Below are 18,334 nucleotides of genomic sequence, written 5' to 3' on the forward strand. Positions count from 1 at the left end.
GGAAAGAGATGAACACATCCATGCTCACAGCGAACTCGTGGCTGACGCCCGAGGGTACGCGATCCGCCTCCGTGAAGTGGAGCGAAGGCGCCCTGTCCATTTCCGATCCGCTGGGAGGCGGCATCTCGGCCCCCGGCGGCTATTTCGCGCCGAGCCTGCCGGTCGAGGTCCACTGTCACGGGCTGGGTGACGTCGACTTCTCCGACTTCAGCCGCATGGATCTGAAGGAACTCAACGAGGCCGCGCGGACGGAGGGGATCATCTGTATTCCCACGCTGTACCTCCGCCAGGAGCGCCTCGACGACTTCGTCGGATTCATGGGTGAATTCTCCCGGATGCGCGCGGACGGGGAACTCCCGTACGTCGGAGCGATGGCCCTGGAGGGCCCGCTGGTCGCCAGCTTCGGCGGTACCCCGGCCAGCTCCGTATGGGCTCCGTCGCGCGGGGAGTGGGAGAAGCTGGCGTCCTGCGGGCCGCTCGGACTCGTCTACCTCATGGTCTCGCCCGACGCGCTGACGGCCGGCTCGTACCTGGCCCCGGCGCTGCCGATCGGCTACCCCGACCTGGAATGGATCGTCACCACCCTGGTGGAGCGCGGCGTCCGTCCGGCCCTCGGCCACTTCACCCGCGAGGACCCCCAGCTGGGAGCCGACTGCGTGGAGGCCGCGATCAGCGCGGCCGAGGCGGCGGACTTCCCCGGAAGGGGCGTCCGGGTGATCACGGACCACCTCTTCAACGAGATGCCGCTGCTGATCAAGCACGCGTTCCGCACCACGCGGGCCAAGGCCGAGCGCGAACGGATCATCGCCTCCTACGACCTCCCGTCCTGGAACCTGGCGGACCTGCACGAGCAGGCCGGTCCCGTACCGGCGGCGATCATCCGCGCCGCGCACGCCGGCCGCATCACCGCCTGCCTCAACTTCGACGGTGAGCACGTGGACTTCGCCATCGCACAGCGCGCGGTGGAGCTGGCCGGGCCCTCGAACATGATGCTGATGACGGACCGCAGCGACACCCCTGACCTCGGGGGCCAGCACCTGCACCGCGACTCCGAGAACTCCCTGTGGTACCAGGGCGACGGCGTCGTGGCGGCCGGCACGCAGCCGATCGACAAGCAGATCGCCAACGTGCGAGGCCTCGGCGTGCCGGAATCCGACATCTGGCACCTCATCTCCTTCACCGCCTACCGCACCTTCTTCCCGGAGGTCGACCTGCTCGGCCGCCGGCCGGAGCGCGGCTGCTTCGTGGTCGACGGCAAGCGGATCGCCGTCGGCTGATCCGACGGCTCGAGGGGGGAGCGCCCGTGGTCATGTTCGAACCCGATCCCGACTGTGTCGTGTGCGTGTGCCACGACGTGTCCGAGGCGGAGATCGTCGCCGTGATCCGGACAGGGGCGGGCTCGCCACAGGCCGTCGGCGACGGCTGCCTGGCGGGCACGGGCTGCGGGAGCTGCGTCGAGGCGCTCCACGAGTTGATCGAGGACTTCGGATGAACAGAGGGAACCCCGGATGAACCAAGGCGCATGGATGGACACACCCACGGGTGAGGCGGACCTCAGGGCGTTCATGAGCATGCTGCCCCCCGAGCCCCGCATGCGTGTGGTCGAGTTCACCCAAGGGCGTGCGGAACTCGACAGCGGCCGGGTCGAGGGTGCGGAGACCATCTACGAACGGGTCACCGGCCTGCGCCCGTCCATCTCCCTGCATCACGCCGGGCCGGACGCCACGGCCTTCGCCGGCCAGGAGCTCAGCGGCATCTGGTGCGGGGGGCCGGGCACGTTCCCCACTCCGCAGGACACGCGGGCGGCGCTGGGCGGCTTCCACCGGGCGCTCACGCGGCACGGTGCGCTGCACCTGGACGTGGACCGCCCGTCGTGGGAGCGCGCCGAGACGGCCGAGGAGCTTGTCGACCTCCTCGCCACGACCGGCTTCCGTCCCGAGCGGGTCGACTGCGAGCCCACCCGCATCCGCATTCTCGCCATGAAGACTTGGCGCTGCTGTGCCGACGGTCCCCGCCAGTTCCACGACACCCACGCCGTCTGGTAGGAGCCCATGATGATGTCCTCGCCGCAACCCGCCCCGCACGACCGATCGGTTTTCTGGCGGCTGTGGACGGCCCACAGCACCAGCGCCTTCGGTACGGCCGTCACGACCGTCGCGATGCCGCTCGTGGCCGTCCTCGAACTGGACGCCACCACCTTCGAGACCAGCGTGGTGGCGGCGGCGACCATGTGCGCGTGGCTGCTGTTCGGGCTGCCGTCCGGGGTGATCGTGGACCGCCTGCCGCTGCGTCCGGTGCTGGTCGTCGCCGACCTGGTCCGGGCCGCCGCGCTGGTTTCCGTACCGGTGGCCGTCTACCTGGACTCGCTCACCCTGGCCCAGCTGGTGATCGTCTCCTTCGTCATCAGCGTGGCGAGCGTGATCTTCGAAGTCGGATACTCGACATACCTGCCCGCTGTGGTCACCAAGGACCGGCTGACCGCCAGCAACAGCCTGCTGCAGGGCAGCGAGTCGGTCTCCCAGGTGGCGGGCCCGGCGCTGGGCGGCGGCCTGGTGCAGGCCCTCGGTGCCGCGTACAGCCTGATCGCGGACGTGGTGAGCTACCTCGTCTCGGCGGCCCTGCTGATGACCGTGCCCCCGCCGCGCAGCGGGACGCCGAAGAAGCCCAAGCGCAACATGGCCGCCGAGATCCGCGAGGGCGTCCAGTTCGTCCGGCACCATCCGGTGATCCGGCCGCTCGTCTTCGCCGGCACCGGCTTCAACTTCGCCACCGGGGCCATCGAAGCGCTCACCGCCGTCTTCCTGGTCCGCACGGTCGAGGTCGACTCCTACGCCATCGGCTTCCTGATCGCCGGCCTGGGCCTCGGCGGAGTCATCGGCGCGGCGATCACGACCCCCCTGGTCAAGCGACTGGGCACCACCCGGGCCGCGCTCCTCACTCTGGTCATCGCCCCGATCTCCGCCCTGATGATGCCGCTGACCTTCCCCGGCGTGGGGCTCGCCCTCTTCTTGCTGGGGAACATGGGCTGGGGCGCCTGCACGGTCACCTTCGCGATCATCGGCCGCACCTACCGTCAGACGGCCGTCTCCCCGGACCTCATCCCGCGCGTGATGGCGACCGTCCGGTTCGTCTCCTGGGGTGTCATGCCCGTCGGCGCCCTCCTCGCGGGAGCCCTCGGCGTAGCGTTCGGCAACCGCACCTCCCTGCTGATCCTCTGCCTGTGCACCCTCCTGATCCCGGTCCCGGTGTTCCTTTCGCCATTGCGCAAGACCCGTGAACTGCTCGAGGTGGACGTCGCCCCCTCCGTCCAAGCCCCGCGGTGATCGATGAAGATCCTCGTCGTTCACCAGCTTCCCTACCGCAAGGCCGACTACCGTCAGGCACTCGATCACCGGCGCCATGACGTCACCTACGCAGGACACCCGGACCGGATGGCGGACCTGCCGCCGGATCTGCCGTGCCGGCGTGTCGAGATCCCGGCGCACGAGGACCTCGTAGAGGGCGTGATCAGCCGCACCCGCCCCGACGAGGGCTACGAACAGGTCCTGTCGCTCTCGGAGTTCGGTGTCATCGCGGCCTGGTCGGTCCGTCGGCACCTCGGGCTCGCAGGACCTTCCCTGCGGCAGATCGAGCGCAGCCACGACAAGGTCAGCATGAAGGAGGCCCTGACCGGGTCGGGACTGCGCTTTCCGCGCTTCGCCCGCCCCGCACACCGCTACGGCCTGCTGCCCTGGACGGGCGCGAGCGTCCTCAAGCCCCGCCGCGGCACGTGCAGCCAGGACGTCACGGTGCACGCGTCCGCCAGAAAGGCCCTCGAGGCCTACTGGGCCCTGGAGAACCCGGCCGACTACGAGCTGGAGGAGTACGTCGACGGCGACATCCTGCACGCGGACGGTGTGGTCCGGGACGGCGAACTGCGCCACCTGGTGGTCAGCCGGTACGTCAACAAGCCGATCGACTTCGCCGGGGGAGTCCCGCTGGGCTCCGTCCAGTTGCCGTTGAGCCCCCGTCACCAGAGCTTCGCCGACACCGCGGTCGCGGCGCTCGGCATCGAATCCGGCTGCGTCCACCTGGAGTTCTTCGAGACGCCCCGGGGCGAGCTGGTCTTCCTGGAGATCGCCAACCGGATGGGAGGCGCCGGAGTCGTCCAGGCTCATGGACGGCACACCGGTGTCCACCTGCCCTCCCACGACATCGCCGCCCGCCTGGGACTCGAAGAGCCGCCCGCCGGCCCGGCCAGCGGCCGCTTCCACGGCTGGCTCGTCTTCCCCGGACACCATCTGGGACGGAACGCCGGCAGGGTGGTCACGGTGCCCCCCGCACTGCGCCGCCACCCCTGCGTGGACACCCTCCACATCCTGCCGCCGCACCACCCGCTGCCCGATCACATCACCTACCAGGAGTGGCTGGTCCCGGTGGCCGTCGAAGCCTCACACTCCGATCCGCGGGTGCTCGCCGAGTTCCTGGCGGAATGCGCCACGAAGATCACCATCCGAACCGAGAGCGCGGCGTGAGCATGAGGTACTACCCGACCGACCTGCTGCTGGCGGTCGAGGCCGCCGAACGCCGCCTGCGCGAACAGCCGGACGCGGGGCTCGCCCTGCTCTTCCGGGAGGCGGGACTGTCCCGTCCGAGTGCCCTGCTGAACACCAGGGAACTCGCGGAAGGCCTCGACGAACTCCTCGGGGGCCTGAGCCAGTACCCCTGGCAGCCCCTCACCGACAGCAATGACGTCTGCCTGCTTTCCCCCGTGGGCACGGTGGTCATCACGGACCGGCGGGCCGGCAACACCCTGCGTGGGCTGCTCTTGGCATGGGCGACCGGAAACCACGTGGTCGTGCGTACCGCCCGCCCCCGGTTCTGGCAGGACCTGACCGCGCGGCTACGGCTGCCGGGGCACCCGCTGCCCGACTGCCGGACGATCACCACGCAGCCGGCGCAGTCCGCGCGGTCCGGGGAATCCCCGGAAGCCGCGGACCTCACATCCACCGGCGTCAGCCTCGACGTGCCCGACATCGTCCTCCTTCCGGCGGACGGCACCCCGGCACCGCCCGACGGAGAGCTCTACGCCCCACCGGGCAGCCCGGCCCGGCCCGCGCTCGAGATCCACCTCGATCCGAACCGTGCGGTCGCGTCGCAGGACCTGGCCGGCTCCATCCTTCGGATGGACTGCCGCGCCGAGTGGGCCCAGCGCCTGTTCCGCCGCCGCTACCTCAAGGGCACCACGCTCGCCGCCGCGCGCAGCCGTGACACCGCGCAAGCCGACGACCGCCTGGGCGCCAAGCTGCGCTACCTCACCGGCCGGGCGCGCCGGACCCCTTACTACCGCGGGCTCCCGGACGCCCGTAGCCTGGCGGACCTCGCCCACCTGCCCATCCTCGACAAAGCGGCGCTCCAGGCCCACTCGCTCCCCGCCGGCCGCGACCTGTGCTCCGGAGACTCTCCCAGTGGGGAGGTCCTGCGCAGCGGCGCCACCACCGGAGCCCCGCGCTACATCGTCTACTCACGCACCGACTGGAACAACATGGTGCGCGAGGCCATCCCGCTCTTCTACGGCATGGGCCTCGAACCGGGGGACCGGCTGATCAACACCCTCTTCGGGGGCGACCTCTACGGCGGCTTGACCACCACCCTGACGGAATTCACCCGCATGCCCCTGGAGTGCTACACCACGGCCCAGGCCGTCACGGTGGACTCGCTCCTGATGCTCGTCGACAGCTTCGCCGCCAACGCCCTCATCGGAGTGCCGACCCTGCTGCTCCCCCTGCTGCGGGAAGCGGTCCAGCGGGATCCCGGCCTGCGCATCGAGAAGGTCCTCTACCTGGGGACCGCGATGAGCGACAGTGACCAGACCTGGCTCCGCGACAACCTCGGCACCCGGATCATCTCCAGTGTCCTGGCAGCCAACGACGGTGCCCAACTCGGCTATCAGTGCCCTTATATGAGCGGCCGGCTCCATCACCTCAACGACGACTACAACCTCGTCGAAGTGATCGACGACGACGGCCGCCCGCTCCCGGCGGGCACCACGGGCCAGCTCCTCACCACCAGCCTGCAGAAGTTCGAGGGCCCCCTCATCCGCTACCGGGTCGGCGACCGGGGACGCATAGTCGAGCACGACTGCCCCTGCGGAATCCGGGGCCGCGTGCTGGAGTACCACGGCCGGGCGGACGGGGCCATCCGGGTGAAGGGCGAAGTGCTGCAGCACCAGGAGCTCCTGTCCGAACTCTCGGTCTTCCAGGTCTCCGAACTCCAGGCGCACATCACCTCCCGGGACGGCAGGGAGATCCTCACGCTGCGCGTCGAGTCTCCCGTACCGCTCGAGGCCGACCACCTGCGCGAGCACCTGCGCACCGCGTTCAAGGTGCTCGGCAACGGCCACATGTTCGACGACGGCCTGGACGTCTTCTCGTTCGGCATCGAGACGTACCTCCCCGGCCTGCTGCCCCGCAACGAGAGCAGCGGGAAGATAAGACCCGTCATCGACGATCGCCTGGCCCGGACATGATCTGGCGGGACACCAATGTGCGCATCGTGCTGTCGGCCATCAGCCTGGCCGGCATCGGCATGGGCATCAACATCCTGGCGCTCGGGCAGATCCTCTTCCATCTCACCGGCAGCCCCCGGCAGTTCGCCCTGGTCCTGGCCCTCCAGGCGATCGGCGCCCTGTGTACCCTGCCGTTCTCGGGCCCCCTCGTCGACGCCCTCAGCTCCCGGCACGTCCACCTCGCCTGCAGTCTGGTGCGCGCCGTACTGGTCCTCGCCATGGGGCTGGCCGCGCTGACCCGGCCGCCGCACACCGTCGCCCTGCTCGGCGTCGGCGCCGTGCTCCTGGCCGGCTGCGACAACATCCAGCGCAGCGCGCTGTTCAAATTCACCGCCTGGCACATCGCGCCCGCCCATCAGGCGCGGCTCAACGGTCTGCTCAACGCGGCGGTCCAGGTCGGCGCCCTCCTCGGGATGGCGGTCCTGGCGCTCTTCGTGAGCTTCGGGCCCCCCGCCGTCGGACTCTTCGTGGACGCGGCCGCCTGTCTGCTCGCCGCCCTGCTCATGGCGCGTGCCCGTACCGGCCGTCCCGAAGTCCGCGACCGGACCGCCGGTGCCTTCCGCGGCGCGGGCGCGGCGGTCTGGAACGACTGGCGCCTGATGTACCGGCGCTACCGCGGCAAACCGATCGTGCTCGTCGTCCTGGTCCTGTGCGCCGGAGACTTCGTCTTCCAGTCGGGCGTCAGCACACTGGTCGTGCCGCTGGTCGGCGAGCACTACGGCGGCCAGGGGACGTACGTTTCGGCACTGGAAGCCGTCTTCGCCGCGGGCATGATCACCGCTTCGTTCTTCAGCCGGTACACCCTGAGCCCGCGACTGCTTCCCCTCTGGGCGGTCCTGCAGGCCGCAGCGGCCCTGGCCCTGGCCTATGCCCCCTCGGCGCCGGCGCATTTCGCCACGCTCTTCGTCGCCGGCTTCGCCAATCTCACGAGCATCACCTGGCTGCTCACCACCGTCCAGCAGCAGGCGGGCTACGAGGAGAAGGCCAAGATGGCCTCCCTGCGCATGCTGACGATCGGGGCGGCCACCGCGGGGCTCCTTCCGGCCATCGGGTACGCCGCCCAGGGCTCGCTCGCCGCAGGGTTCCTCTCCGTCACCGCCGTCATGCTGCTGTTCGGGCTCGTAGCCCTGCCGGTGGCCGTGCGCTACCGCCCCCGGCCGGCCGAGCCGAAACCGGTCGGAGCCCTCACGTGAACGCCGAGGAGATCGAGGGCGCGGCATCCGACCAGGTGAGCTTCGCCGTGCTGGGACCCCTGGAGGCCACCGCCGGCACGAGACGGCTGCGGCTGGGCGGCCCCGTACCGACGCGGGTCCTCACCACCCTGCTGCTCAACCCCGGCCAGATGGTGCCGGTATCCCGGCTGGTGGAGGCGGCCTGGGACGCGGAGCCGCCCGCGACGGCGGCGCATCAGGTCCGCAAGGCGATCGCGGACCTACGCCAGCGCATCCCCCGCGGCGGGTCCGTGATCGTCACGGACGGACCGGGCTACCGGGCCGACATCGACCCGGAGCGGCTCGACCTGTGCCTCTTCTCCTCCCGCTTGCAGCAGGCGAGGCAGGCGGTCGACGGAGGACGGACCCGCGAGGCGGCCCACCTGCTGCGCAGCGCCCTCGCCCTGTGGCGCGGTCCCGCCATGGCCGGAGCCAGCAGCGCGGTCATCGCCGCCGCCTCCGCCGTCCTGGAGGAACGCAGGCTGGCAGCCGTCGGACAACTCGTCGATCTCCGCCTGGCGTTGGGCGGCGACAAGGATCTGATCGGAGATCTGCGCGGGCTCAGCGCCGAACACCCCCTGAGGGAGAGCCTGCGTGGACAGCTGATGCTCGCGCTCTACCGTTCCGGCCGCCAGGCCGAGGCGCTCACGGAGTACACCAGGATCCGGGAACTCCTCGTGGAGGAACTGGGCATCGACCCGGGGCAGCACCTGGGCGACCTCTACGCGGCCATCCTGCGCGGCAGCCCCGAACTGGACCCTCCCGCAGCGGAGTTCACCTCGCTCCGCGGTCCCGGCGCGGTCCCGGCGCGGTGCACCCTGCCCCCGGACCTGAATGATTTCGTCGGTCGCCGGCAGGAGCTGTCGCACCTGCTCGCCGGGACCCCGCACCGGGACGACCGGACGTCCCGGATCGTCGCGATCGACGGGATGGCCGGCAGCGGCAAGACCTCGCTCGCGGTCCGGGCCGCGCGTCGCCTCATCGGCGCCTACCCCGACGGACAGCTCTACACCGATCTGCGCGGGTGCACCGCCGACGAGCAGCCCCGCCACCCCGGCGCGGTGATCGGTACGCTCCTGCGCCTCCTCGGAGTTCCCGATGAGGAGATCCCCGACGACCTGGAAGGGCGCAGCGCCGTCTGGCGGGCCACCCTCGCCGGTCGGCGGGTCCTCCTCCTGCTGGACAACGCCTCGGACCCCTCGCAGATCCGCCCCCTGCTGCCGGCGTCGCCGGGCAGCCTGGTCCTCATCACCAGCCGCAACCGGATGGTCGGGCTCGACACGGCGGAGCCCCTCTCACTGGGCGTGCTTCCGCCCGAGGACTCCTTCACGCTCATGGCGGCGGCGCTCGGCGAGGAACGGACCCGCGAGGAACCCGACGCCGTACGGGCCCTGACCGATCTCTGCGGCCACCTGCCGCTGGCGCTGCGGATCGCCGCCGCTCGGCTGCGTAGTCGGCAGCACTGGACGGTGCGGTACCTGGTCGGCCGGTTCGAGGACCCGTCACGGCTGTTGGACGAACTGCGTTCGGGCGACCGCGGGGTGGAGGCCGCACTGCGGCCCTCCTACCTGTCGATGACCGGCGCGCAGCGTGCCGCGTTCCGGTTCCTCGGGCTGCACCCGCACGCCGAGATCGACGTCCGCGCGGCGGCCGCCCTGTTCGGCACCGGGCCGCACGAAGCGGAGGACGTCCTCGAACAGTTCGTGGACATGCGACTGCTGGAGCAGCAGGAGATCGGCCGGTACACGATGCACGACCTGGTACGCCGCTTCGCGCAGCGCCTCGCCCCGCCCGGGGCCGGATCCGGCGCGTCAGAGGCCGCCGGATGCGCGAACGCCACGGTCCCCGTGCGGCGCGGCCGGGGTCAGGTGCAGCGGCAGGCTTCGCAGCCCGTTGACGACGATCGAGTCGAGATGCTCCGGGGCTCCGTCCAGCTCCACGTCGCTCAGCTGCGCGAAGAGCTCCCGCAGTACGGCCCGCATCTCCAGCTTGGCCAGCTGCGCGCCGACGCAGTAGTGGGGCCCGGCCCCCAGGGCCAGGTGCCGGTTCGGGGTGCGGCGGAGGTCGAAGACATCGGGGTCGGGGAAGTGCTCCGCATCCCGATTGGCCGAGGGGAGCCAGCACACCACCAGCTCGCCGGCGGCGATCGGCCGCCCGCCGAGCACCACGTCCCGGGTGGCCCGCCGCACGATGTGCGTGGCGCTGGAGGTCCATCGCAGCATCTCGTCCGTCGCGGTGTCCACGACGGCGTCGAAGTCACGCTGGAGCAGGGCCCGTTGCTCCGGGTGCTGCAGCAGTGCGAGCATGGCGCCCGACAGGGCCAGGCGTACGTTCTCCGTCCCGCCGACCAGCAGGTTGTCGCAGTTGAGCACCACCTCCTCCAGGGAGAGCAACTCGCCCTCGTGGCGCACCGCGGCGAGTACGCTCACCAGGTCGTCGCCGGGGTCGGCACGGCGCCGCTCGGCGAGGTCGCTGAAATAGTCCAGGATCTGCAGGTGGGCGATGCTGCGCTCGGCCGCGGTGCCCGCGCAGAAGGCGTCCGTCGACCATTCCACGATGGCCGGCCGGTCCGCGTCGGGAATGCCGAGGAACGTGCAGACCACCTCGATCGGCAGCTTCGCCGCCACATCGGCGACGAAGTCGATCCGCCCCGCGGCCACGGCCTTCCGGACGATCTCGTGTGCACGGGCGGCGAGGGATTCGGAGAGCAGCCGCAGCCTGCGCGGCGCGAACCAGCCCGCGACGGCATCGCGGAGCAGGGTGTGGCGCGGCGCGTCGGAGAGGGCCAGGGTCCGGTCGCTCCCCGGGTCCTCGCCCTGGGCCAGCGGCCGCAGCAGGATGCCGGACGAGGAACTGAACGTCCCCGCGTCCCGCAGCACCTCCTTGATCTCCTCGTACCGGGTCAGCGACCAGAACCCGGGGAAGACCCCGGGCTCGTGCCACAACACCGGCTCGTTCTCGCGCATCCACTGCCACACCGCGAAAGGATTGCCGTCGCGGTAGGCGCCGCCGTCGACGAGGCAGGTGACGTCGGGGCGTTCGTCGAAGGTGCTCGTTCCGGATGTCTCTGACACCTCGTAGGTCGTCGCGGTCTCCATCAGACGAGCCCGCCGCTCTGCACGAGGGACCGGCCGAGTTCCGCCCGGATCAGGGCGAGCGGCGGATCGGTGCGCAGGTAGAAGTGACCGCCCGCCGTGACCACGGGCGTGAACGCGCCGTCCGTGTGGTCCTGCCAGGAGGCGAATCCGTTCCGCATGTCCGGGGTGTCGTCCTCTCCCACCACGGCCGTCAGGCGTGACCCGATCCGCTTTCCCGGGTACTGCGCGTACTGGGCGACGAGCCGCAGGTCCTGCGCCGCGTAGCCGAGGATCAGGTCGAGTAGCCCCTCGTCCTGACGGATCTCCTCGCTCAACGGCTCGTTCCGTTCGAGGTGGGCCAGTACCTCCCCGGCGTCCTCGAAGGGCACCGGCGAGCGCAGCCCCGGCGCGGCGGCCGAGGAGACGATGAGCGAAGGGACGTGCACTCCGGCGGACCGCAGCCGGTGGGCGACCTCGAAGGCCACGTACGCGCCCATGCTGTGGCCGAACAGGACGGAGTAGCGCTGCTCCCCGCGGAGGATCTCCCCGGCCACCGACTCCGCGAGCGCGGCCAGGCCGGACGGCGCGGCGTCTGCGATCCGGTCCTCGCGGCCGGGGTACTGCACGGCGTGGACCCGGGCATCGGGCAGCAGGTCCCGCCAGGGGCGGAAGAAGGAGGCGCAGCCCGCCGCGTGCGGGAAGCACAGCACGGCAGGTCCGGTGACGGAGTCGGACGAGAGCCTTCTGAGGGACGTGGTCGAGGAAGACATGGCGAACCCATCTCTACGGGTTTGGGCGGGCGTGGGGGACCGGGGCGGATCGGGCTCAGGGCCGGGACAGGAGCTCCACTTGCCGCTCGACGGTGGCGCAGTGGTACACGTCCTTCACCCCGATCGGCCTGTCGGCGATCTTGCCGAGCGCACGGGTCAGCCGGAGCACCGAAAGGGAGTTCCCCCCGAGGGTGAAGAAGTCGCCTCCGCCGATCGCGTCCGCGCCGATGCCGAGGATCTCGGACCAGGCCCGCGCGATCCGTGCGGCGAGGTCGTCGGTGGCGAGGCCGTCGGTGGTGGGGCCGGCCGCGGGCCGGGCCGCCCGGGCGCTCTCCAGCAGCGCTGCCCGGTCGGTCTTGTCGTGCGCCGTCCGGGGGAGCGAGTCGACGAAGCGGAAGCGGTCCGGGGCGACCTCGCCGCCGAGCGCTTCGGCCACCCGGCCGCGCAGCGAGGCGGTGTCGGCCGCGCCCTCGGTCCGCAGGACGACGAAGGCGGTGCAGAGCGAGGCCTCGGTGTCGTGGACGACCGCGGCCGCCCGCACGCCGGGGTCCTGGGTGATCGCCTGCTCCATCGCCTCGATCGTGACGCGCACCCCGCGGATCTTCACCTCGTTGTCGAGGCGGCCCGCGAACTCGATGCCGTCCCGGTCCGACCAGCGGCCGAGGTCGCCGGTGAGGTAGGCCCGCGCGTCCGTACCGTCCGCGTTCCGCAGGGTGACGAACTTCGCGTGCGTCTGCTGCGGATCACCGACGTACCCGGCCGCGACACCCGGCCCGGAGAGCGCGATCTGCCCCACCTCGCCGGCCGGAACGGGACGCAGCCGGTCGTCGAGCAGGCGCACCGCGGTCCCGGGGATCGGGAACCCGATGGTCGAGCGGCCGGGCCGGTCGTACATCCGGTACGTGGACCAGACGGTGCACTCGGTGGGACCGTACTCGTTGGCGAGCGCGACGCCCGGCAGCATCGCGAAGTGGCGGTCGATGACGCTCTGGGCGAGCGCTTCACCGGCGCAGATCGCCACCCGCAGCGAGGCGGCCCCGGCGCGGTCGGCGTCGATCTGGCCGAGCGCGTGCAGGAGCTCCGCGTAGAAGGTCGGCACGGTCAGCAGATGCGTGACGCCGTGCCTGGCGATGAGGGCCAGCAGGGCCTGGGGATCGCGCCGCTCGCCCTCGCGGGCCACGACCAGCGTGCCGCCCGCCGCGAGGGTGCCCCACACCCCGGCCACGGAGGAGTCGAAGCGGAAGGGGGAGAGCAGCAGGAAGACCGGGGTGCCGAAGGGTTCGTACACCGCGAGGCGCGCGGCGGTCGAGCTCGCCAGATTGCGCTGGGAGACCGACACCCCCTTCGGAAGGCCGCTGCTGCCCGAGGTGTAGAGCACGTACGCCTCGTCGTCGAGCGACGGCCCCCCGGGCGCGGACCGCGCGGTGGGGCCGGCCGCCCTGCTCCTGTGCGCGGTCCCGGTGCGCGGGTCGACGACGAGGGCGACCCCCGCCGATGACCGGACGTGCTCCAGGGCACGCTCGGGCGCCTGCGCGTCGACGAAGACGAAGGAGCGCCCGCTGAGGGCGATGCCGAGGGCGTGGACGACGGTGTCCGCCGTGCGATGGGCGCGGATGCCGATCCGGGGGGAACCGCCGGGCCCCTCGTCACCGTCCAGGGCGTGCGCGACGGCGCGGGCCCGGTCCGTCAACTGCCGGTAGGTGACGGTGTCGTCGCCGCATACGACGGCCGCGCTGTCCGGGTGCAGGTCCGCCAGTTCCCGGACCAGATCGCATACGCGTGCCACTGGCGCGGGCAGCGGCGGCCCGGCCGAAACCTCGCCGAACTGAAGAATCGTCATGGGGCGACACCCTTCGTACCGGGAGTCCCGATCCGTTCCCGAAACGTTCCGGGAACGAATCGGGAAGCGCACGGTAGGTCCGTCCCCTAGAACTCGGGTGTCAGAGGCAGACGCTGGACCCATGGGAAGGCAACGAGGTGTACAAGTCATTCGCCGAGCGACTGTCCGAGCCCGATCTCATCGACTTGGGGGACGGAGTCTACGTTCTGAGGTTCGAGGTGATGAAGGTGACCTCGGTGTACGCGGCGGTCAAGCAGCTGCTCGACACCGGAGTGATCAGTCCCGGCCAGACCTTGGTCGACAGCTCCAGCGGGATCTACGGCCATGCCCTGGCACTGGTCTGCCGTGCCCTCGGGCTCAAGGCCCATGTCTTCGCCTCGGTGGCGGTCGACGCGGCGATCCGAACGCAGCTCAAGTACCTCGGGGCCACCTACACGCAGGTCCCCTCCTCCGACGACCCCGGCCTCCAGCATGATCAGGAGACCCGGGTCCGGCTGGTCCATGAGTACATGAAGGCGCATCCGGACGCCTACTGGATGCAGCAGTACCACGACGACGTCCACTACGTCGGGTACGAGAGCGTCGCCGGTACCTTGGTCAAGGAACTCGGCTCGGCCGGGATCACCGTGGTCGGCGGGGTCGGCACGGGTGCCTCGACCAGCGCGATGAGCCGCTACCTGCGGGCCGCGTCCCCGGACGTGCGCATCGTCGGCATCCAGCCGTTCGGCAGCCGGTCCTTCGGCTCGGACAAGATCCCCCTCGACGGGTTCATCGTCGCGGGCATAGGCAGCGGCATCCGCTTCGGCAACATCGACTACAGCGCGTACGACGAGATCCACTGGATCAACTTCGACGTCTCCGCGGCCGGCTGCCGCCACCTTCTGGCCACCACCGGCGTCTTCGCCGGACTGTCCTCCGGCGCGGGCTGGCAGATCGCCCGCCACCTCCGGGCCAACGACCCCGACGGCGGGCCGATCGTCTTCCTGTCCGCCGACCCGGGCCACCGCTACGTCGAGCGCGTCTTCCCGCCCGACGGCCCGGTGGAGACGGACCCGGAGTACGCCCCGCGGCTCATCGACGACTTGGCGGACATGACCGGTCCCTGGAGCGCCATGCACTGGGACAGGCGCCCCTACGGCGTCGAGGACGACCTGCCGGCGTACGTGCCGGCGTCCTGACCTTCCCTCGCGCGCCACCCCCCCCAGACAGCCTGTTCGAATAATGTGAGGCCGATCCATGCCCCATGTCGCCGTCATCAACTACGGCCCCAAGAGCGACTACGCCGCCATCCTCGCGGAACTGACCGGCACCCTGCACGTGTACAGCCACAACGAGCTGAAGAACACCGAGGGATTCGCCCGGTACGAATTCGTCAAGGACTGCGAGTTCGTCCCGTATGCGGAACTGATGATCCGCGGGTCCGCCCGCGACCAGCCGTTCACGCACCTCATCACCGACAACGAGTACGACCTCGAAAGGGTCGCCCGGATACGGGAGGACCTCGGCATCCCCGGCCAGTCGCTGGCCAGCGCGGTGTCCTTCCGCGACAAGGCGGTGATGAAGGAGGTCGCCGGCCGCACCGTCGCCACCGCCCGGTTCGCCCGGCTGACGACGATCGTCGACCTGACCGACTTCATCGCGCAGACCGGCTACCCGGTCGTCGTCAAGCCCGTCAAGCAGGGCGGCTCGCGCGACATCTCGGTGCTGCGCGACGAGGAAGAGCTGATCGAGTTCAGCCGGCGGCACTGGCGCGAGGACCTGATGGCCGAGGAGTTCATCGAGGGTCCGATGTACCACGTGGACGCCGTGCTGGCCCCGGGCTACCGGTTCGTGGCCTCCTCCCGCTACCTGCGCAGCTGCCTCGGCGTCTTCTCCGGGCAGAACAACGGCTCCGTGCAGCTCCACCCGGAGGACAAGTTCGCCGCCCGGCTGGAGGAGTTCTTCGACCGCGTGCTCGAGGCGTTCGATGTGCCGGAGGTCAGCGCGTACCACCTCGAGGTCTTCCACACGCCCGACGACCGGCTGGTGCTCTGCGAGATCGCCTCCCGGGTCGGCGGCGACCGCATCCCGGCGCTCACCCGTGCCACCTACGGTGTCGACCTGCACGCCAGCTGGCTGCGCCAGTCGTGCGCGCTGCCCGTAGACCAGCCGCCGGCCGGACCCCCGGCCCTGGTCCACGGCTCCGTCTCCATCCTGCCGCAGGGCCGCCCGGTGAAGGCGCCCGGTCGCCCGCCGTTCGAGTGGGTGCACCATTACGAGGTCAACGAGCAGCTGGCACCCGGCGCGGTGACCCAGAACAGCACCTCGCACCTGTGCTTCGTGATCGTGAGCGGCGCGGACGCCGCCGAGGTGGAACAGCGGCTGCTGGAGACCGAGGCCTGGCTGATGGCGAACCTGGAAGAAGTGCCGGGCGCATGAACGCGTGGCGCCAAACGTCCCCGGTGGGACGTGCCTTGCTCCTCGCGGTGCTTCTCACCGGCCTGACGACCTTCATGTTCCTGCCGCTGCTGGCCGTCCAGCTGACCGCGCAGGGACTGAAGGCCGACCGGGTCGGGATCCTCGTCGGCCTGCTCGCCTTCTGCGGTCAAGGGTTCTCGCTGGTGAGCGGGCTGATCGTGGACCGGTTCGGTACCAAGGCCGTCCTGACGAGCGGCTTCGCCCTGCGCATCGCGGGGTATCTCCTGCTCGGGCTGGGCTTCACGGGTGAAAGCCCCCTGGCACCCCTGGTGGCCGGGATCGTGGCCATCGGCATCGGAGGATCCCTGCTCGGCCTCTCCATCAAGACCCTCCTGGTACGTCAGGACAGCGTGTCCCCGCGCGAGATGCTGGCGCTGCGCTCCACCTTCGTGAACCTGGGCGTGGTGGTCGGTCCGGCCCTGGGGGCGGTGGTCTACCCGATCGGTTTCCGCTACATTCTCGGCGCCTGCGTGGCCTCCCACCTGTCGCTGGGCCTGTGGCTGGCGCTGCGGCTGCCTCGCCAGGTGCAAGTGCAGGTACAGGTGCAGGTGCCCGTGGCGATGCCGGCACCGGTAGCCGGCGGGCCGAAGCCGGCCCCGGCGGGAGACGACGACGAGGCCCCCGGCGCCCCGGAGCCCGGGCCGACGCCGTGGGCGCGGTGGCAGTGGGTGCCACTGTTCGGGATCGGTGTGGCGTTCTGGGCGATCTACAGTCAGCTCAACGTCGTACTGCCCATCGCCGCCACGGAGTTGACCGGCAGCGCCGCGGCCATTTCCGTGGTCTTCACGCTCAACGGCGCACTGGTCGTCCTGTTCCAGTACACGCTGCTCCGGCACGTGTTCCGCAGCGCCGCCACCCGCAGCCTGCTGGTGATCGGCTTCCTGGCCTTCGCCTTCGGTTACGCGCTGCTGGTCGCCTTCGGCGGCTGGACCGCCCTGCTGGCCTTCGTCCTGCCCATCACCCTCGCCGAGATGCTCATCGCGCCGAGCCTCGACGAGCAGGCCATCGAGGCGGCCTCCCCGCAGCGCACCGGGCTGGCGCTCGGCACGATGAGCGCCGCCGGTGCCCTGGGCAGCCTGCTCGGCTCCGGGATGGGCGGGTACCTCATGCAGTCCTTCCGCGGCGACGGCACCCTCTGGGTGGTCATCAGCTGCCTGTCCGCCGTCGCCGCAGCCTCCTGTTACCTCCTGCCGAAAGGCCGTACGCAGCATGCGTGAAGCACAGCCCACCGCGGTCCTGCTCAATCCCCGTGACACCGTCGTATCAGCGGCGCACGACCTGGGGCTGGCCGTGATCGTCGTAGCCGACCCGAGCCAGCCGAAACCTCCGGCCGTCAACGCCGCGGTGCTGGAGAGCAGTTGGACCGCCTCCAGCGCCGATCTCGTGCGGCAGCTGCGCGAACTCGCCCTGCCCGGCCCGGTCAGCTGCTTCGGCTTCGGCGAGATCGGCTGCTCGGTCGCCGCGGTGGTCAACCAGGAGCTGGGCTGGCCCGGCAACCCGCCGCAGGCCCTGGCCGCGTTCACCAACAAGGCGGAGCTGCGCGCCCTGGTGGGCGAACAGGCCGGCAAGCCGGTCGCGCACGTCACCTGCTTCGCCGAGGGAACGCTCCTGAGCGCGATCGAGACGATCGGGTTCCCCTGCGTGGTCAAGCCCATCGACGGAACCGGAAGTTCCGGTGTGCGGTTCCTGGCCGGCCGGCCCGAGGCCGAACGCTATGCGCAGGAAACCGAGTTCTCCGGTCCCCTGCTCGTCGAGGAGTTCCTGGCGGGCGCCGAGTACAGCGTCGAGGCGATGAGCGACGGCGAAGGCCACCGGATCCTCGCCATCACCGAGAAGATGACCACGGGCGCTCCCCACTTCGTGGAAACCGGCCACACGCTCCCGGTCGGGCTCACCGCGGCGGACGAGGCAGCCGTGACCGACCTCGTCACCGCGATGCTCGATGCGGTGGGCTACCGGTACGGCCCTTCCCACACCGAGATCATGATCACGACCGACGGGCCCCGGCTCATCGAGTCGCACGGCCGCCCCGGCGGCGACCGGATCAGCGACATGCTGGTCCTGGCCCTGGGGGAGGACGTGTTCGCCCAGACCATGGCCGCCGTATTCGGGATGCCCGTGCCCGCCGAGCCCGCCCACCGGCGCGTCGCGGGCATCCGGTACGTCACCTTCGACGGGGCGGTCCCGATGCTCGAACTGAGCACCGCGCTGGTCGCCTCGCTGCCCGGCGTCGAGGAGGTCCACATCGCCGTACCGGCCGGTCAGCTCCCGCCGAGGATCAGCGAGTCGGGCGACCGCCACGCCTTCGTGGTGGCCGTCGCCGACAGCCGCGCCGAGCTCGAGACCCGCCTCGACTGCGCGCTGCGCACGCTGACCGCACACGGCTGAGGCCGCGTTCCCGCTCCTTGCGCCCCTGCTTCCCTCCGTCCTTC

Annotated in this window: 15 protein-coding genes and 1 pseudogene; 12 read left to right on the forward strand and 4 right to left on the reverse strand. The window is 70.9% G+C overall.

Annotated elements, in window-relative coordinates; translation table 11 throughout:
- Window positions 1-20: 20 nt before the first annotated feature.
- From OG730_RS27135 to OG730_RS44345, 8 genes and pseudogenes are all read left to right on the forward strand, one after another.
- Window positions 21-1,277 carry a hypothetical protein gene (locus OG730_RS27135; RefSeq protein ID WP_327306685.1) on the forward strand — a complete coding sequence of 419 codons (1,257 nt, stop codon included), beginning with the start codon at window positions 21-23 and terminating at the stop codon, window positions 1,275-1,277.
- A 32-nt stretch (window positions 1,278-1,309) separates the two neighbouring features.
- Window positions 1,310-1,492 (forward strand): (2Fe-2S)-binding protein, encoded by a 183-nt coding sequence (locus OG730_RS27140; RefSeq protein ID WP_327306686.1) that lies wholly within the window; start codon window positions 1,310-1,312, stop codon window positions 1,490-1,492.
- Between the two features lie 34 nt (window positions 1,493-1,526).
- On the forward strand, window positions 1,527-2,045 hold the full coding sequence (locus OG730_RS27145; RefSeq protein WP_327306687.1) for a hypothetical protein: 519 nt from the start codon (window positions 1,527-1,529) through the stop codon (window positions 2,043-2,045).
- Window positions 2,046-2,057: 12 nt separating this feature from the next.
- Window positions 2,058-3,323, forward strand: coding sequence for an MFS transporter (locus OG730_RS27150; RefSeq protein ID WP_327306688.1), 1,266 nt, complete (start codon window positions 2,058-2,060; stop codon window positions 3,321-3,323).
- Window positions 3,324-3,326: 3 nt separating this feature from the next.
- Window positions 3,327-4,514 (forward strand): ATP-grasp domain-containing protein, encoded by a 1,188-nt coding sequence (locus tag OG730_RS27155; protein ID WP_327306689.1) that lies wholly within the window; start codon window positions 3,327-3,329, stop codon window positions 4,512-4,514.
- A gap of 2 nt (window positions 4,515-4,516) precedes the next feature.
- Window positions 4,517-6,508 carry a phenylacetate--CoA ligase family protein gene (locus OG730_RS27160; protein ID WP_327309440.1) on the forward strand — a complete coding sequence of 664 codons (1,992 nt, stop codon included), beginning with the start codon at window positions 4,517-4,519 and terminating at the stop codon, window positions 6,506-6,508.
- On the forward strand, window positions 6,505-7,740 hold the full coding sequence (locus tag OG730_RS27165) for an MFS transporter (RefSeq protein ID WP_327306690.1): 1,236 nt from the start codon (window positions 6,505-6,507) through the stop codon (window positions 7,738-7,740). Before OG730_RS27160 ends, OG730_RS27165 begins: the two co-directional genes overlap by 4 nt.
- A 149-nt stretch (window positions 7,741-7,889) precedes the next feature.
- Window positions 7,890-9,155 (forward strand): annotated as a pseudogene (locus tag OG730_RS44345) (BTAD domain-containing putative transcriptional regulator); the annotation flags it as partial.
- Between the two features lie 105 nt (window positions 9,156-9,260).
- Here the strand turns inward: OG730_RS44345 and OG730_RS27180 are convergent.
- The 4 genes from OG730_RS27180 to OG730_RS27195 are packed head-to-tail and all read right to left on the reverse strand — an operon-like array spanning window position 9,261 to window position 13,445.
- A complete protein-coding gene (locus tag OG730_RS27180) occupies window positions 9,261-9,512 on the reverse strand; it encodes a hypothetical protein (RefSeq protein ID WP_327306693.1) in 252 nt (83 codons plus the stop codon).
- 57 nt (window positions 9,513-9,569) lie between these two features.
- Complete coding sequence (locus tag OG730_RS27185) at window positions 9,570-10,856, reverse strand: cytochrome P450 (RefSeq protein ID WP_327306694.1); 1,287 nt, start codon at window positions 10,854-10,856, stop codon at window positions 9,570-9,572.
- Window positions 10,856-11,605 carry a thioesterase II family protein gene (locus OG730_RS27190; RefSeq protein ID WP_327306695.1) on the reverse strand — a complete coding sequence of 250 codons (750 nt, stop codon included), beginning with the start codon at window positions 11,603-11,605 and terminating at the stop codon, window positions 10,856-10,858. The genes OG730_RS27185 and OG730_RS27190 overlap by 1 nt, the downstream gene beginning before the upstream one ends.
- Before the next feature lie 55 nt (window positions 11,606-11,660).
- Entirely contained in the window at window positions 11,661-13,445 is a 1,785-nt protein-coding gene (locus OG730_RS27195; protein ID WP_327306696.1) for an amino acid adenylation domain-containing protein, read from the reverse strand.
- 137 nt (window positions 13,446-13,582) lie between these two features.
- Between OG730_RS27195 and OG730_RS27200 the strand changes: the two genes are divergently transcribed.
- From OG730_RS27200 to OG730_RS27215, 4 genes are read left to right on the forward strand one after another with little or no spacing between them, the layout of a single operon-like run.
- Entirely contained in the window at window positions 13,583-14,623 is a 1,041-nt protein-coding gene (locus OG730_RS27200; RefSeq protein WP_327306697.1) for a pyridoxal-phosphate dependent enzyme, read from the forward strand.
- A 58-nt stretch (window positions 14,624-14,681) separates the two neighbouring features.
- Entirely contained in the window at window positions 14,682-15,863 is a 1,182-nt protein-coding gene (locus OG730_RS27205; protein WP_327306698.1) for an ATP-grasp domain-containing protein, read from the forward strand.
- Between the two features lie 23 nt (window positions 15,864-15,886).
- A complete protein-coding gene (locus OG730_RS27210; protein ID WP_327306699.1) occupies window positions 15,887-17,119 on the forward strand; it encodes an MFS transporter in 1,233 nt (410 codons plus the stop codon).
- On the forward strand, window positions 17,112-18,290 hold the full coding sequence (locus tag OG730_RS27215; RefSeq protein WP_327306700.1) for an ATP-grasp domain-containing protein: 1,179 nt from the start codon (window positions 17,112-17,114) through the stop codon (window positions 18,288-18,290). The genes OG730_RS27210 and OG730_RS27215 overlap by 8 nt, the downstream gene beginning before the upstream one ends.
- Window positions 18,291-18,334: the final 44 nt, after the last annotated feature.

Source organism: Streptomyces sp. NBC_01298 (genome assembly GCF_035978755.1).
In the GTDB taxonomy this organism is placed as follows: Bacteria; Actinomycetota; Actinomycetes; order Streptomycetales; family Streptomycetaceae; genus Streptomyces.